Origin of the sequence: Novosphingobium mathurense, assembly GCF_900168325.1 — a bacterium.
In the GTDB taxonomy this organism is placed as follows: Bacteria; Pseudomonadota; Alphaproteobacteria; order Sphingomonadales; family Sphingomonadaceae; genus Novosphingobium; species Novosphingobium mathurense.
Genome location: NZ_FVZE01000001.1, coordinates 720,390 through 735,134 on the forward strand (window position 1 = coordinate 720,390; position 14,745 = coordinate 735,134).

Below are 14,745 nucleotides of genomic sequence, written 5' to 3' on the forward strand. Positions count from 1 at the left end.
TTCAACAATTTCAGGAGAAAGATCCCGGCTTCTGATTCCAGCGGTTTACCGCCATTATCGAGCCGATGCAGATCATGTTCGTCAGCATCGATGTGCCGCCGTGGCTCATGAATGGCAGCGGAATGCCGACGACCGGGGCGAGCCCCATCACCATCATCAGGTTGATCGCGACGTAGAAGAACACGGTAGCCGTCATGCCCGCCGCGAGCAGGCTGGAAAAGCGGTCGGGCGACTTGCGGGCGACCGACAGGCCCCAGAACAGCACGATGCCGAAAACGGCGATCACGAAGAAGCCGCCGATCATTCCCCATTCCTCGGCCATGGTGGCGAAGACGAAGTCGGTGTGCGGCTCGGGCAGGTATTGCAGGTGGCTTTGCGAACCATTGCCGAAACCCTTGCCGAAGATGCCGCCCGAACCGATGGCGATTTTCGACTGGGTGATGTGATATCCCGTGCCCAGCGGATCTTCCTCGGGATTGAGGAAGGTAAGAACGCGGTTGCGCTGGTAGCCGTGCAGTAGCGTGAAGAACGCGATCGGAATGGCGATCAGGGCGCCCACACCCGCGCTCACGAACCACCACAAGGGCAGACCGGCAAGGAACATGATGATCGCGCCGCCGAAGCAGATCGCCAGCGCGGTGCCAAGGTCGGGCTGGAGGATAACGAGAAAGGCGGGAATGCCGATCAGCACCCCCGCAGGCACGAGGCCGCGCCAGCTTCCGATCATCGAGGCGGGTAGCGATTCGTAGAACTTTGCGAGGACCAGCACGATCGCGGGCTTCATCAGCTCGGAAGGCTGCAGCGTCATGAATCCAAGGTTCAGCCAGCGCTGGCTGCCGCCGCCCATCGCCCCGATTGATTCCACCAGCACGAGCAGGACGACGATTCCGCCGTAGATGGGATAGGCCGCCTGCCGGAACAGGTTGCGGCTGAAGCGCGATATCACGATCGCCATGACCAGGAATACGAGGAACCGGATCACGTGGCTCAGAGCATAGGGCTGCAGGTGCCCGCCGGCCGCCGAATAGAGCACCGCCCCGCCCAGAGACACCAGGGCGAAGAGCGGGATGAGCATTTGCCAGGGCTGGCGCGCGACCGCGTCCGGTACGACGGAACGGTTCATTGCGTTCCCCCGTTCGTGGTCGTGCGGTCACCGGAATTCGCGCGCGGGTTCGGGTTCTCGGCGGCGCCAGCCTCTGCGCTGCCGGTCGCGACCGGTTCAGGACGCGGCGATTGGGCATCGCGGACGATGGGCTGGTTCGCAGTCTGGTCTTCTTCGGACTCGCGCACCTTGCGACTCTCTTCTTCGGCCGACACCTTCGGGGCGGATACGCCATACTGGGATACGTAGGACTGGTAGCGTGCATCGAGGCGCTCTTTGGCAGTCCCCCCCCAACCCTTTTCGAACTCGTGCAGCTTCTCGAGGGCGAGTTCGGGGTCCCACAGGTAGGTCATTACGTCGCGCGCGATGGGATAAGCCGCACTCGAACCACCACCGTGCTCGATAATCACCGCGCAGGCATAGCGGGGCTTGTCGAAAGGAGCGTAACAGATGAAATGTCCGTGGTCTCGGTACTTCCACGGACCGGTCTTGCCGCTACTGATGTGAAGACCGACGACCTGTGCCGTGCCAGTCTTGCCGGCGAGCTTGATGTCGTCAAAGGGGAGGGCGGCGCGGTGCGCGGTGCCCGGACCGTTGACGACATCCGACATGGCCTGGTGCACGTAGTCGAGATGATCCTGCGGAATGCCAAGCGATGCGACGGGATCGTTCTCGTGGCCGTAGAGCAGGCGCGGCATCAGTACCTTGCCGCTGGCAATGCGCGAGGCCATCACCGCCTGCTGTAACGGGTTCACGAGGAAATAGCCCTGACCGATCGTGGCATTGACCGTATCGAAGGTTTGCCACTCCTTGCCATACTTCCTCAGTTTCCAGGCCGGGTCCGGCACGGTGCCGTAGGACTGGCCGACCACCGGCAGTTTGAATTCCTGCCCCAGGCCCAGCCTGCGCGCCATCGCCGCAATCGGATCCATGCCGATGCGCTGGGCGAAGTGATAGAAATAGACGTCGCAGCTCTGGTAGATGCCCTTGGCCATGTTGACCTGGCCATGGCCGCGCCGGTTCCAGCAGTGGAACACGCGATTGCCCACCCTGAGGCCGCCGCCGCAGAAGACGCTTTCGTCGGGGTCGAGCCCGGCTTCCATGAAGGAGAGCGCCACCATCGGCTTGACCGTCGAACCCGGTGGGTAAAGACCGCGCAGCACCTTGTTGCGCAGCGGCACGTGATCGTCGTCCGCCAGCATCTTCCATTCGAGGCGGCCGATGCCGTCCGAGAAGCTGTTGGGATCGAAGCTGGGCATCGAGGCCATCGCGAGCACGTCGCCCGAATGGCAGTCCATCACCACGACAGCGCCGGATTCGACGCCTATGCGCCGCGCCGCATAGTCCTGCAGCCCGCTGTCGATGGTCAGCTTGATCGTCTTGCCGGGAACGTCCTCGCGCGTGTCGAGATCGCGCACGATGCGGCCGGAGGCGGTCACCTCAACGCGGCGGGCACCGGGCTTGCCGCGCAGTTCGTGCTCGAAGATCTTTTCCAGTCCGTCCTTGCCGACCTTGTAGCCCGGCGTGATCAGGATGGGATCGTGATCCTTCTCGTACTCTTCGGCCGATGCCGCGCCGACGTAGCCGATCAGGTGGCCTACCGAAGGCCCGGTCGGATAGTCGCGCGAATAGCCCCGCTGGGTGACGACGCCGGGCAGGTCGGGCAAGCGGACGCTGACGGCGGCAAAACGTTCCCAGTCCAGGTTCGAGGCCACTTCGACCGGCGCGAAGCCGCGGGCCTTGTCGAGCTTGTCCTCAAGGTCCTGCATGTCGACAGGCGACAGTTCGAGCAGCTTGCCCAACTGCGCGATGGTGCGCGCGCTGTCCTGCATGCGTTCGGGAATGACGTCGACACGAAAGTCCGCTCGGTTCGAAGCCAGCGGCGTACCGCGGCGATCGAGAATCCAGCCGCGGCGCGGCGGGATCAGCGACAGGTTGACGCGATTGCTTTCTGCATCGAGCTTATACTTCTCGTTCTGCGCCACCGCGAGGTAGCTCATCCGTGCAGCCAGCAGAACGCCGATGCCGCCCTGCACGGAACCGAGCACGACGGTGCGGCGGTCGAAGCTGTTGCGCAAGGTGGCCATGCTGACATGGCGCTTGAAGTTGAATTTGAAGTTGAACTTCATTTCAGGACCATCAACGGCGTGAGCCGGATCCGGTCGATCTTCGCAACGATAAGTCCGACGAGCGGGTATGAGAGCACTGAAATCACGATCTGCGGCACAATAACATGGAGCGGGGCAGCGGCGCCGGCGATATTCACGAGGCCGAGGCTGAGGACGATATAGGCGACGATGAGCCCGATCGCCACCAGCCACTCGGTCACAAAATTGCGCCAGGGCAGACGGGTCTCGATCACTTCGAGGACGATGGCCGAAAGCGACCAGAGCAGCACGGCGGAGCCGAATGGCTGTCCGGAGAACAGGTCGTCGAACAGGCCGAGCGGCAGGCCGGCCCAGATCGGCAGAAGGCCGGGTCGCAACTGCTGCCAGGAAATGAAGAACAGGAAGCCGAGCGGCGGCAGCACCGGCGCGGAGGCGATCATCAGCCAGCCCGGCACCAGCGATGCCAGCATGATCGAGATCCAGGGCAGGGTCAGCGCCACCAGGGGCGAAGGAGCGCGATTGATTCGCGGACCGGTCGCAGCGCTGCGTCGCGGTCCCATCATTCGGCGAACGTCTCGCTGTTTTCGTGGGCCGGCGGCGGCGGCTTGGGCGTCCAGACCTTCTCGATCATGACATAGTCGGTGTCGGACGGATTGCTCAGCACGCGCGCTACCGCGCCATCGCGTACGATCTCGGTCAGGATCGCCATCGGCGTTCCTGGGCGGTAGAGCCCGCCGGAGCCCGAGGTGACCATGACGTCGCCCTTCTTGAGCGGGTTGATGCCCAGGTTGATCAGGCGGATGCGCAAGGTGCCGTCGCCGTTGCCCTGCGCGAAAGCAGGAACGCCATCGGTCGAGCGGCGGACGGGCACGAGGCTCTCGGTATCGGTGATGAGCAGGACCCGCGAGGTCGAAGCGCCGACTTCGAGGATGCGCCCGACGAGGCCCAGCTTCGAACGGATCGGCATGCCCTTCGTCAGGCCCTTGTCGCGTCCGGCATCGAGCGTGGCGTAGCGCCGTGTGCTGCCGCTCGTCGAACTGGTCAGGCGCGCGGTGGCGATGGCGCCCTCGTCCGATCGCGTGAGGTCGAGGAGCTGCTTGAGGCGCTTGTTCTCGGCGCGGATCGCGTCGGCTTCGACAAGGCGCACCTTGGCTTCGGCCAATTCGCGTTCAAGGCGCGCGTGCTCACTGCCGAACTTGAAGAAGCCGGCTATGTCGTTGACGACGGTCTTCGAGACCGTGCGTCCCGCAGCCGTTGCCTTGGCCGCCGGTTCGGTGACATCGGCAGCCGCGCCGCGCAGGCCGGAGAACGCGCCGGGATTGGCGATGGAGATGACGACAAGTCCCAATCCCACGACGGCACCGATCGCGCCGGCGATGTAGCTGAGGAACGTCGAATATTGCGCTCTGCGGGAAAAGCCGGAGCGCCGGTTTGCTGGCGGCGCCATGCGCCTTGCACTCCTTCATCGAACGGCCCCGCAATTCGCGTCGGGGCCGCCCGCTTGCGACAGATCAGGCGGACATCAGTACGCCGCGGTAGATCGGGTCTTCCATCGCGCGGCCGGTGCCGAGTGCGACGCAGGACAGCGGATCCTCGGCGACGCTGACAGGCAGGCCGGTTTCCTCGCGAAGGTAGTCGTCGAGCCCCTGGATAAGTGCGCCGCCGCCGGTCAGGACAATGCCCTGGTCGACGATGTCGGCTGCCAGTTCGGGGGCGGTGTTCTCAAGGGCGATGCGCACGCCCTCGATGATCGCACCGATCGGTTCGGCCAGCGCTTCGGCCACGTTGGCCTGGCTGATCGTGATTTCCTTGGGCACGCCGTTGACGAGGTCGCGGCCCTTGATGTGGATCGTCTCGCCGATGCCGTCTTCGGGCGTGATGGCGATGCCGTAATCCTTCTTGATGCGCTCTGCCGTGGCGTCGCCGATCAGCAGGTTATGGTGACGGCGCACATAGGAGACGATCGATTCGTCCATCTTGTCGCCGCCGACGCGCACAGAGGTGGTGTAGGCAAGGCCGCGCAGCGAGAGGACGGCGACCTCGGTGGTGCCGCCGCCGATGTCGACGACCATCGAGCCGACCGGTTCGGTCACGGGCATGTCGGCACCGATCGCCGCGGCCATCGGTTCGAGAATCAGGTAGACCTGGCTCGCACCGGCGTTCGAGGCGGCGTCGCGAATTGCGCGGCGTTCCACCGAGGTCGAGCCCGAGGGAACGCAGATCACGATTTCCGGGTAACGGAACAGGTTCTTCTTGCCATGCACCTTGCGGATGAAGTGCTTGATCATCTCTTCCGCGATTTCGATGTCGGCGATGACGCCGTCGCGCAAGGGACGGATAGCCTCGATGTTGTCGGGGGTCTTGCCCATCATCATCTTTGCATCGTCGCCCACGGCCTTGACCTTCTTCACGCCATTAAGCGTCTCGATGGCCACGACCGACGGTTCGTTCAACACGATTCCACGGTCCTGTACGTAGACGAGCGTATTGGCGGTCCCGAGATCGATCGCCATATTCTGGGAGCCGAGTTTGAAGAATCGCGAGAAGGGCGAGGCCATCAGATATCCGTCTTTTTTCCAGTCATTTGCCGATCACTGCTGGGATCGGATGACAGGCATGTTGGCATGGAAGTTGGTCCCTTAACCCATCGATTTGGGAAACGCCAAAATTTTGTGTCGATTTGTAGTGGGATTCTTCGGGCGTCCGTCTCGAATTGACCGCGTTTCACCGCTAGAAATCGCTGATGCCCACAATTCGTCGCCTTCCCGAACATCTCGTCAACCGGATTGCAGCGGGCGAAGTCGTCGAGAGACCGGCCTCGGCGCTCAAGGAGCTCGTTGAAAACGCTATAGATGCAGGCTCCAGCCAGGTGACGGTGCGGATCGCGTCAGGCGGCCTCGACATGATCGAAGTCACCGATGACGGCTGCGGTATGCGACCCGACGAGATCGCCCTGGCCCTTGAACGGCATGCAACGTCCAAGCTGCCGGATGAGCATATCGAGCAGGTTTCCACGCTGGGATTTCGCGGTGAGGCGCTTCCGTCGATCGGATCGGTCGCCCGGCTGACGATCGAGAGCCGTCCGCGCGACAGCAGCGAGGGCTGGAAGCGAGTCGTCGATCACGGTGAGGTCGTTGCCGATGGTCCGGCGGCCTTGCCGCCCGGTACCCGGATCAGGGTCGAAAACCTCTTCGGCAAGGTTCCTGCGCGCCGCAAGTTCCTGCGCACGCCGCGTTCGGAATATGCTGCCTGCCAGGACGTCGTGCGTCGCCTGGCGATGGCCCGGCCCGATGTCGGTTTCGTGATGGAGCACGACGGCAGACGCGTGGTGGCGGTGCAGCCGCGCGAGGAACTTGCGTCGCGCGTCGCCCGCCTCGTAGCGCGCGAACTGGCGGAGGACGGGGTGCTGATCGAGGCGGAGCGCGGAACGGCAAGGCTCACCGGGGTCGCCGGCCTTCCCACCTTCAATCGCGGAGTTGCCGATCACCAGTACCTGTTCGTCAATGGCAGGCCGGTGAAGGACCGCCTGCTGGTCGGCGCGGTGCGCGGCGCCTACTCGGACATGCTGGCGCGCGATCGTCATGCGGTGCTGGCGCTGTTCCTCGAAATTCCGCCCGAGGAAGTCGACGTCAACGTCCACCCCGCCAAGACAGAAGTGCGCTTTCGCGATCCCGCCTTCGTGCGCGGCTTCCTCGTCGGAGCCCTGCGCCATGCGCTTGAGGGGGCTGGACAGAAGAGCGCGCAGCCGCCTTCGGCATCGGCGATGGGCAACTGGCAGGTCGAGCCGACTGCCCCGGCCGCGCCGGAGCCGGCTCCTGCACTCGGCTCGCTCTTTGCCCGGCAATACTCCGCGCCCCGCACGAACTTCTCCGGATCTCGCCTGTCCGAAGCGGGAACGGCCTGGAAATCTTACGAGGCCGAAGTCATGGCCCCGCCTGCTGCGCGCGCCGAACAGGTCGGCGATGAGCCCGAAGAGGCATTGAGCTATCCGCTTGGCGTGGCACGGGGGCAGGTCGCGGGGACTTACATCGTGGCCGAAGCGGAAGACGGGCTCGTCATCGTCGACCAGCACGCTGCCCACGAGCGACTGGTGCTGGAGCGGCTCAAGGCCGCAGGTGCGGAAGACGCCATGGTGCGCAGCCAGGCGCTGCTTCTGCCTGAAGTCGTCGAACTGGAGGAAGTCGCCTGCGATGCGCTGGAGGACAAGATCGAAGACATGGCCCGCTTCGGCCTCGTCATCGAGCGCTTCGGCCCGGCGGCGATGCTGGTGCGCGCGGTGCCCTCGGTGCTCGGCAAGACCGACGCGCAGGGACTGCTGCGCGACCTGGCAGACGATCTGGCGAAGAATGGCGATGCCCTCTTGCTGGGCGAAAAGCTCGATCTGGTGCTCGCGACCATGGCCTGTCACGGTTCGGTTCGGGCCGGTCGTTCGCTGACGGTCGCCGAAATGAATGCCCTGCTGCGCGAAATGGAACGCACCCCGCGCTCGGGCCAATGCAACCATGGACGCCCTACGTGGGTTAAGCTTGCTCATCAGGATATCGAGAAGCTGTTCGGACGAAAATGATGCGCAAGACATTGGCGGTTCTGGTTTTCCTCTCGCTTCTCGCCGGGTGCGAAGAGAAGGATCCACAAGAGGAAGCCGCGCAGGACGCCAAGGACATCGCGACAGTCGAGCGCATGAGCCGCGAACCGTTCAAGCCTATCGTTCCCGATCCGATCACCCCGGTCGACATCGATCGCTACGGTCTTGACCGCGCGGGCTGTTTCTTCCGCAAGACGGGCAAGGCCGGAAGTGAAGACAACGGTGGGCAGAAAGCCGATCCGATCTTCTTCGGCGACAGTGTCGACGGTTTCCTGCGCATCAAGGGCGATCTCAAACGTTTCGCTGCCAAGACGCAGAGCGCGGAGTTTCCCGGCGGGGCACGGGCGACGTACGTTGGATTGTCGAGCTGGCTGGACATTGTCCGGTTGCCCGATGCCGGGACCGGGGCCGATGCGAATGTCTGGCCGGCCCGTCTGATCCTTCACGATTCGCAGGAACGCGTGGCCTTCATGGCGGACGGCACGGTCGACTGCAGCGCCTGAGCCGGAGTGAACCGTGGTGGTGGGCCGGGGATCAGATCCAGGGCAGCATCGCCTTTGCCAGCATCCACAGGCCCATGCCGATCATGAACAGGTTCTCGGTCAGCGATACGAAGCCAAGCGGCACATTGCCCGAGCCGCCGACGCAGGCACACTTCAGCTCTCGTTTCTGGACATAGACCGCATAGTAGACAGACGCAGCGCCGATCGAGCCGATGAACAGGGCGACGGGAATGGAAATCCATGGCAGGACATGCGCCGTCATCAGCGCGCCAGCCACCCATTCCAGCGCGGGGTAGGCATAGGCATAAGGCACCCAGCGCCGCGCCAACAGGTCGTAGCCCAGGAACATCGTCGAGAATTTCTCGACGTCCTGCAGCTTGAGCATGGCAAGCAGCATCATCGAGATCGAGACGAACCATTCCAGAGGCAGGACGGCCAGCAGCGTGCCTAGCGAAGCCCAGCTTGCAGCGAGGGCCAGCGTTGCGGCCGTGGCGAAGATCGCGATGACCGGTTTGTAGCTCTTCTCGTCGGGATCGTGGACCTTGTGCTCGAAGAACCGGCGCAGGTCGTCGTATCCGCCGATCCGCTGCCCGCCAATGAAGGTCTGCGGGGTCGTCTCGACATCGTGGCGGGCCTTGAACGCGTCGGTTTCTTCGCGCGTTTCGAGCCACTTGTCGTCAATGCGGAAGCCGTGCTTCTCGAGAAGGTACATGGACTTCAGCCCGAAGGGGCAGACGTGCTTCTCCATGACCATGCGATAGAGAACGGCGGACTTGTTGGGATCGATCATTGCAGCTGCAGTTTTGTCTGGAGTTTCAGGTGAATCTGGCCTTTGCCGCCTCGAAATCGCCGCCGGGGTCCGGAATGATGCGGTACCGCGCGACGATCATGCTGAATACGCCGAAAAGTACCAGTCCGGCGGCCACCGCGAGGTAGAGCGGCGAAATATCGCGAAGGTCGGTAATGGCATCGCCGAGCGAGAGTGCCTCGCTGCTGCTTTCCAGCCAGCCCGAACGGATCAATGACCAGCCCATGACGAGAAAGACGAGACCGCGCGTGAAATAGCCGGCTCGGCCCAGCCAGCAGGTATAGCTCGGCGCGGCAGCCGTGACCCGCTTCATGAAGCCGAGGGTGGCTGCTTCCTTGACCTGGAACAGAGCTGCCGCGACGAGGCCGATGCCGACCGCGCCCAGGGCAAGGCTGCCCAGGTCGTAGGTCAGGGCGGTTGCAGCCATGTCCTGTGCGCGGCTGTCGGCATGGACCTTGCTGCCGAGCGCGAACCGGAGCGCGGTCCAGGACAGGCCGAGATAGATCACGAAGCTGCACATGTGGCCGATGCGCACGGCAATGCCCTTCGCATCGTTGCCGTGGCGTTCGGTGTCGAGCACCGCGGTCGAAAGCCGGAACAGGGCATAGCCGAAGAGGCCGATGGCCGAGAGAAACAGGACTGCCGTGCCGCCCGGGATCTGGTTGATGTACTCCATCGCCCCGGCCTGGCCCTGCTTCACGGCCGATGAACCCGACGCGGAAATGGCGAGGTAGCCGAGCAGGGAGTAGACCACGCCGCGCGCAAAGTAGCCCAGCCTTGCCAGCCAGACGAGTTTCTCAGATTTGTCGACCATCCTTGGTGCGCTCCTGTCGCCCCTCGCAACAGCAACGCACCGGATGGACAATGGTGCCCCTTGTCGGGACGAACCGGGCTCAGACGTTGAACTTGAAGTGCATCACGTCGCCGTCATGCACCAGGTATTCCTTGCCTTCCTGACGCAGCTTGCCGGCTTCCTTGGCGCCGGCCTCGCCGTTCAGGGCGACATAGTCGTCATAGGCGATGGTTTCCGCGCGGATGAAGCCGCGTTGCATGTCCGAGTGGATCTCGCCCGCCGCTTCGGGCGCCTTGGCCCCCTTGTGGACGGTCCAGGCGCGGGCTTCCTTGGGGCCGACCGTGAAGAAGGTCAGCAGGCCGAGCAGGTCGTAACCGGCGCGGATGATGCGGGCGAGACCGGTTTCGTGCAGGCCCATTTCTTCGAGGAACACCATGCGTTCCTCGATATCCATGCCGACGAGTTCCGACTCGATCGCGGCGGAGACGATGACGGCGGTGGCGCCTTCGGCCTTGGCCTTCTCGAACACCCGGGCGGAGAATTCATTGCCTTCGGCGGCCGCTTCTTCCTCGACGTTGCAGACGTAGAGCACCGGCTTTGCGGTGAGCAGCTGGGCCTGCGCGAAGACGCGGGCTTCGTCGTCGTCCTTGGGCTGGGTCAGGCGAGCGGGCTTGCCGTCGCGCAGCAGTTCCAGCGCCTGCCCGAGCACCGAAGCGATGACCTTCGATTCCTTGTCGCCCTGAGCGGCCTTCTTCTGGGCCGCAGGCACGCGCTTTTCCAGGCTTTCGAGGTCAGAGAGCAGCAGTTCGGTTTCCACTGTCTCGGCATCGGCGATAGGATCGACCTTGTTGTCGACATGCTGGATGTCGTCATTTTCGAAGCAGCGCAGCACGTGGACCACGGCGTCGACTTCGCGGATGTTGCCGAGGAACTGATTGCCCAGGCCCTCACCCTTCGATGCCCCGCGAACGAGGCCGGCGATATCGACGAAGGAAAGCTGGGTCGGGATGATCTTGGCCGAACCCGCGATTTCGGCCAGTTTGTCCAGGCGCGGGTCGGGGACGCCGACCTGGCCGACATTGGGCTCGATGGTGCAGAAGGGATAATTGGCCGCCTGAGCCGCCTGCGTCTCTGTGAGCGCATTGAACAAGGTCGACTTGCCGACATTGGGCAGGCCCACGATCCCGCAACGGAAACCCATGTGTTACTCCGGAATGAAAATTTCGCCGCCCATAGCGGTCAGGATCGGTCTTGACCAGTTTCACCTAATCTTCACCCCCTGCAACTATCGCTGCCGGGCATGAAATATGCGATCCGACTGAGCCTGCCGCTGGCCGCCGCCCTCCTTCTCGCCGGTTGCGGGGCAAGCCCGGAAGAGCGCCTTGCCCGGGCCGAACAGGCCTATGCCGCGCACAATTATTCCGCCGCGCGCGTCGACCTTGCCAGTGTGATCCAGGAGGCGCCGGAGAATGCCAAGGCACTGGAATTGCTGGCGCGCACCTACATCGACCTGTCTGACCCGGTTTCCGCCGGAAGCATGCTCGAACGGCTCGGCAGACTGGGCAAGTTGCCTGCGGATGCCGCCATCCTGCAGGGCAATGTCGATCTGATGCTGGGTCGCTACGACAAGGCACTTGCCGCGGTCGAAGGCGACGGTTCGGCAGAAGCATACAGGGTGAGGGCGATTGCCCATATCGGCCTCGGCGATACCGCCAAGGCAGGCGAGGCCTTTGCCGCCGGGGAAAAGGCGCCCGGCAGCAAGGGGCGCTTTTTGGCAGATTATGCGAGCTTCCAGCTCGAGAACGGCAATTTGGCCGAGGCTCGCCGGCTCGCCGAACTTGCTGCTGCGGAAAAGCCGCGCCCGCTCAACTCCTATCTCACCAGCGCTGACCTGCTGGCAACCGACAACCGGCTCGACAAGGCGCTCACCATCTTCGAAGCCGGGCTCAAGGCCTATCCCGAAAGCCGCGCGGCCCTGCTGGGCAAGATCAGGGTGCTCGATGCGCTGGGCAAGAACGAGGCCGTCCGGCCGCTTGTTACCAAAGCCCTGGCGGACAATCCGGGTGACCTGGATCTCGCCTATTTCGACGCCCGGCTCGATGCTCTCGACGGCAAGTGGCAAGTCGTGCGTGACAAGCTGCAGCCACGCGAAAGCGTGCTCGAGCAGCAGCCGCAGGCCAATGCCCTCTACGCCAGGGCGCTGCTCGAACTGGGGCAGGGCGAGCAGGCGCGGGCACGGCTGACTTCGCAATTGCTGCGCGAGCCGGACAATCGTCAGGTTCGCCTCCTGCTCGGGAAGGCCGAGCTGTCGCTAGGGGATGCCTCCGATGCCGTGGAGACGCTGGAGCCCTTTGCGGGGTTGCCCGATGCCACGAACGAAGAGCTGTCGCTGCTGGCCAAGGCCTACAAGGCGGCCGGCCGTCCCGATGCAGCAGCCGTGGCGCAAAAGGCGCGCGAAGCGGCGGGAGCGCGGATCGTCTCGCAACTGGCCTCGGCGGACAAGGCAATCCGCAACAGGGACTGGCAGACCGCGATCGGCGATTATGAGGCGATCCTGCGTCAGACCGATGGCAACAACGTTCTCGTGCTCAACAACCTGGCCTTTGCGTACACCCGGGTCGGCGATCAGGCCAAGGCGCTGACCTTCGCGGAGAAGGCGCTCAGGCTGGCGCCGGACAATGCCTCGGTCATGGATACGGCGGGCTGGTTGCTGCACAGTACCGGCAAGGACCGCAAACGGGGGCTGGCCCTTCTCGAACAAGCTGCCCGCAAGGCACCGGACAACGCCACGATCGCCAGCCATCTGGCTCAGGCTCGCAAGGGCTGAACGCAGATAAGGCCCCTTCCGCATGCCGCGAAAGGAGCCTTATCGGGACACCTCGGGGAGCTAGGCCGAGGTTGGATGGACTTGCCTGTCAGGCCGTGGCGGGATGGGCTGTGCCACGGCGAGGGCGCCTGCGTGCAAACGCAAGGCCGGCGAGTCCAAGACCGAGAATTCCGATCATGCCGGGTTCGGGAACCGGCGTGCCGCCCGAGGAGCTCGAGCTGCTGCTGCTGATCGTGCCCGCGCCGCTGGCGGACGTGATGTTGCCGGCGCCCGAGATCGACTGGTAGCGCACGAAAAAGTCCGAGATCGTGATCGCTTCGGGAGCGGCATCGAAGCCGAGCGTCAGCGAACCGGTGCCGGTGTCGCCGGTGAGTACGCCGCCCGAGTTGCCACCGCACGAATTGCTGTCGCCGCCCTTGAAGCATACGTCGACGGTGCCGATCCCGTTCGGATATTTGCTGCTGAGCACCGAGTAGGAAAACGCACCGGTGCTGCTGGCATCGACGATGCCGGGATCGACGTCGAAAGCGAAGCTCGAAACGCGCGAGTCGAGGCTGCCGCTCGTGGTGTTGCTGACGCTGTAGTCGAAGACGTAGCCGGTCGAGGTGATGCCGGTCAGCGTGAAGGTTGCCGAGGAGGTCAGCCCGTCGATCGACGTGCCGCCGGAGAAACCGTCGAAATTGACCGTGAAGGAATCACCGATGCTGTTCGAATCGAGCGTGATCGCATCGGCCCAGGCCGGTGCGGCAAAAGTCAGGCTGGCAAATGCGGCCAGGCCCGTAAGCGCATGCTTTATGGTTTGCATCGAGTGATTCCCGCCGACAGGTTGAACTTAGCGAGAAGCGCGGCGGCGGCGCGCGTAGGCCATGCCGATAAGGCCGAGGCCGAGAATGCCGACCATACCGGGTTCCGGCACTTCCGAGCCGCCCGAGCTGGTGGAACCACCCGAGCTCGAAGTCGAACCGCCCGAGCTGGATTCGCAGGTTGAGTGGCCGCAACCGCAGTAGTGGGAGTGGTAGCCCCAGGCGAAGGCCTGAGTCGGTGCGCTGATGGCCAGCAGCGTGCCGGCTGCGAAGGTTGCGGCGAGCAGGGTCTTGCGGATCATTACAGTATTTCCCGTTTTGCAGTTTGGCTTGTTGCCTAACTAAGCAATGGCCGTGCCAATTGCGGAATGCCGGGATTCCTGATGGTTAACGCCCGATCTGGCCTGTGCTGCCTGTAAACTAACTCGACACAATCAATCGATTTCAGCAGTTTAGGGTTCGATATTGGCGCGAAAGGGATCGGCCGGGCGACCGTTATGGGCCGACCGTCATGCGTGGCATGTCGTAAGCTAACGCGGGTGTCGATCAGTCCTGCATGCGCAGGGCGACATCGTTCATGAAGCGCGTGTGGTCGCCAGCGGCCAGCCGATCGGCTTCGGACGCAATGGCGCCCAGCATGTCCGACAGCGGATCGATCTCGGCCTTCGAGTAGTTGCCGAGGACATAGCCGGTGACCCGGTCCTTGTGGCCGGGATGACCGATGCCAAGCCGTACGCGGCGGAAATCGGGGCCGAGGTGCTGGGCGATGGAGCGCAGGCCGTTGTGCCCGGCATGGCCGCCGCCTTGCTTCACCTTGACTTTGAAGGGAGCGATGTCGAGTTCGTCGTGAAAGACGGTCAGGTCGGACAGGTCGAGTTTGTAGAAGCGCATCGCTTCCCCGACGGACCTGCCGCTTTCGTTCATGAACGTGGCTGGCTTGAGCAGGAGGATCTTCTCGCTGCCGATGCGGCCTTCCTGCAGCCAGCCCTGGAATTTCTTCTGGACCGGCCCGAAGCCGTGGACGTCGGCGATCGTGTCGACGGCCATGAAGCCGACGTTGTGCCGCTGCATGGCATATTGCGGTCCGGGGTTCCCGAGGCCGACCCAAAGCTGCATCGTCTAACTCCCGACAGCAAAATGCCCACGGCGGAAACGAAAAAGGCCTCTCCCGCGCATCGCGAATTCGCGGCGCGGGAGAGGCCCGGTAATCCGTGGA

General features: G+C 63.8%; 14 protein-coding genes. 3 read left to right on the plus strand and 11 right to left on the minus strand.

What is annotated here, in order from left to right:
- Nucleotides 1–10: 10 nt before the first annotated feature.
- The 5 genes from rodA to B5483_RS03525 all read right to left on the minus strand — a co-directional run bounded on the left by rodA (nucleotide 11) and on the right by B5483_RS03525 (nucleotide 5,768).
- Entirely contained in the window at nucleotides 11–1,123 is a 1,113-nt protein-coding gene (gene rodA, locus B5483_RS03505; RefSeq protein WP_054944414.1) for a rod shape-determining protein RodA, read from the minus strand.
- On the minus strand, nucleotides 1,120–3,231 hold the full coding sequence (gene mrdA, locus B5483_RS03510) for a penicillin-binding protein 2 (RefSeq protein WP_079729468.1): 2,112 nt from the start codon (nucleotides 3,229–3,231) through the stop codon (nucleotides 1,120–1,122). The genes rodA and mrdA overlap by 4 nt, the downstream gene beginning before the upstream one ends.
- Nucleotides 3,228–3,770: a hypothetical protein gene (locus B5483_RS03515; RefSeq protein ID WP_054944415.1), complete on the minus strand. Its 543-nt coding sequence runs from the start codon at nucleotides 3,768–3,770 to the stop codon at nucleotides 3,228–3,230. The genes mrdA and B5483_RS03515 overlap by 4 nt, the downstream gene beginning before the upstream one ends.
- Nucleotides 3,770–4,657 (minus strand): rod shape-determining protein MreC, encoded by an 888-nt coding sequence (gene mreC, locus B5483_RS03520; protein ID WP_054944412.1) that lies wholly within the window; start codon nucleotides 4,655–4,657, stop codon nucleotides 3,770–3,772. The genes B5483_RS03515 and mreC overlap by 1 nt, the downstream gene beginning before the upstream one ends.
- A 64-nt stretch (nucleotides 4,658–4,721) precedes the next feature.
- Nucleotides 4,722–5,768, minus strand: a complete 1,047-nt coding sequence (locus B5483_RS03525) for a rod shape-determining protein (protein ID WP_007015312.1) — start codon at nucleotides 5,766–5,768, stop codon at nucleotides 4,722–4,724.
- 185 nt (nucleotides 5,769–5,953) lie between these two features.
- On the opposite strand from B5483_RS03525, the gene mutL reads away from it, so the two are divergent.
- Entirely contained in the window at nucleotides 5,954–7,777 is a 1,824-nt protein-coding gene (mutL, locus tag B5483_RS03530) for a DNA mismatch repair endonuclease MutL (protein ID WP_054948357.1), read from the plus strand.
- Nucleotides 7,774–8,298, plus strand: coding sequence for a hypothetical protein (locus B5483_RS03535; RefSeq protein WP_079729469.1), 525 nt, complete (start codon nucleotides 7,774–7,776; stop codon nucleotides 8,296–8,298). Before mutL ends, B5483_RS03535 begins: the two co-directional genes overlap by 4 nt.
- A gap of 31 nt (nucleotides 8,299–8,329) precedes the next feature.
- Here the strand turns inward: B5483_RS03535 and B5483_RS03540 are convergent, their stop codons facing one another.
- The 3 genes from B5483_RS03540 to ychF form a co-directional block, all read right to left on the minus strand.
- Nucleotides 8,330–9,088: a MauE/DoxX family redox-associated membrane protein gene (locus B5483_RS03540; RefSeq protein ID WP_079729470.1), complete on the minus strand. Its 759-nt coding sequence runs from the start codon at nucleotides 9,086–9,088 to the stop codon at nucleotides 8,330–8,332.
- Between the two features lie 25 nt (nucleotides 9,089–9,113).
- Nucleotides 9,114–9,920: a DUF1206 domain-containing protein gene (locus B5483_RS03545; RefSeq protein ID WP_079729471.1), complete on the minus strand. Its 807-nt coding sequence runs from the start codon at nucleotides 9,918–9,920 to the stop codon at nucleotides 9,114–9,116.
- A 79-nt stretch (nucleotides 9,921–9,999) separates the two neighbouring features.
- On the minus strand, nucleotides 10,000–11,100 hold the full coding sequence (gene ychF, locus B5483_RS03550; RefSeq protein WP_054948354.1) for a redox-regulated ATPase YchF: 1,101 nt from the start codon (nucleotides 11,098–11,100) through the stop codon (nucleotides 10,000–10,002).
- A 99-nt stretch (nucleotides 11,101–11,199) separates the two neighbouring features.
- Between ychF and B5483_RS03555 the strand changes: the two genes are divergently transcribed.
- Complete coding sequence (locus B5483_RS03555) at nucleotides 11,200–12,726, plus strand: tetratricopeptide repeat protein (protein ID WP_079729472.1); 1,527 nt, start codon at nucleotides 11,200–11,202, stop codon at nucleotides 12,724–12,726.
- 88 nt (nucleotides 12,727–12,814) lie between these two features.
- Here the strand turns inward: B5483_RS03555 and B5483_RS03560 are convergent, their stop codons facing one another.
- The 3 genes from B5483_RS03560 to pth all read right to left on the minus strand — a co-directional run bounded on the left by B5483_RS03560 (nucleotide 12,815) and on the right by pth (nucleotide 14,645).
- Entirely contained in the window at nucleotides 12,815–13,531 is a 717-nt protein-coding gene (locus tag B5483_RS03560; RefSeq protein ID WP_245828807.1) for a cistern family PEP-CTERM protein, read from the minus strand.
- Between the two features lie 27 nt (nucleotides 13,532–13,558).
- Nucleotides 13,559–13,831, minus strand: coding sequence for a PEP-CTERM sorting domain-containing protein (locus B5483_RS03565; protein ID WP_054948352.1), 273 nt, complete (start codon nucleotides 13,829–13,831; stop codon nucleotides 13,559–13,561).
- Between the two features lie 244 nt (nucleotides 13,832–14,075).
- Nucleotides 14,076–14,645 (minus strand): aminoacyl-tRNA hydrolase, encoded by a 570-nt coding sequence (gene pth, locus B5483_RS03570; protein ID WP_079729473.1) that lies wholly within the window; start codon nucleotides 14,643–14,645, stop codon nucleotides 14,076–14,078.
- Between the last annotated feature and the right edge of the window lie 100 nt (nucleotides 14,646–14,745).

Bases quoted from the DNA above. Each gene is read 5' to 3' on its own strand.
- rodA (WP_054944414.1), bottom strand. From the start codon at position 1,123: ATGAACCGTTCCGTCGTACCGGACGCGGTCGCGCGCCAGCCCTGGCAA.
- mrdA (WP_079729468.1), bottom strand. From the start codon at position 3,231: ATGAAGTTCAACTTCAAATTCAACTTCAAGCGCCATGTCAGCATGGCC.
- B5483_RS03515 (WP_054944415.1), bottom strand. From the start codon at position 3,770: ATGGGACCGCGACGCAGCGCTGCGACCGGTCCGCGAATCAATCGCGCT.
- mreC (WP_054944412.1), bottom strand. From the start codon at position 4,657: ATGGCGCCGCCAGCAAACCGGCGCTCCGGCTTTTCCCGCAGAGCGCAA.
- B5483_RS03525 (WP_007015312.1), bottom strand. From the start codon at position 5,768: ATGGCCTCGCCCTTCTCGCGATTCTTCAAACTCGGCTCCCAGAATATG.
- mutL (WP_054948357.1), top strand. From the start codon at position 5,954: ATGCCCACAATTCGTCGCCTTCCCGAACATCTCGTCAACCGGATTGCA.
- B5483_RS03535 (WP_079729469.1), top strand. From the start codon at position 7,774: ATGATGCGCAAGACATTGGCGGTTCTGGTTTTCCTCTCGCTTCTCGCC.
- B5483_RS03540 (WP_079729470.1), bottom strand. From the start codon at position 9,088: ATGATCGATCCCAACAAGTCCGCCGTTCTCTATCGCATGGTCATGGAG.
- B5483_RS03545 (WP_079729471.1), bottom strand. From the start codon at position 9,920: ATGGTCGACAAATCTGAGAAACTCGTCTGGCTGGCAAGGCTGGGCTAC.
- ychF (WP_054948354.1), bottom strand. From the start codon at position 11,100: ATGGGTTTCCGTTGCGGGATCGTGGGCCTGCCCAATGTCGGCAAGTCG.
- B5483_RS03555 (WP_079729472.1), top strand. From the start codon at position 11,200: ATGAAATATGCGATCCGACTGAGCCTGCCGCTGGCCGCCGCCCTCCTT.
- B5483_RS03560 (WP_245828807.1), bottom strand. From the start codon at position 13,531: ATGCAAACCATAAAGCATGCGCTTACGGGCCTGGCCGCATTTGCCAGC.
- B5483_RS03565 (WP_054948352.1), bottom strand. From the start codon at position 13,831: ATGATCCGCAAGACCCTGCTCGCCGCAACCTTCGCAGCCGGCACGCTG.
- pth (WP_079729473.1), bottom strand. From the start codon at position 14,645: ATGCAGCTTTGGGTCGGCCTCGGGAACCCCGGACCGCAATATGCCATG.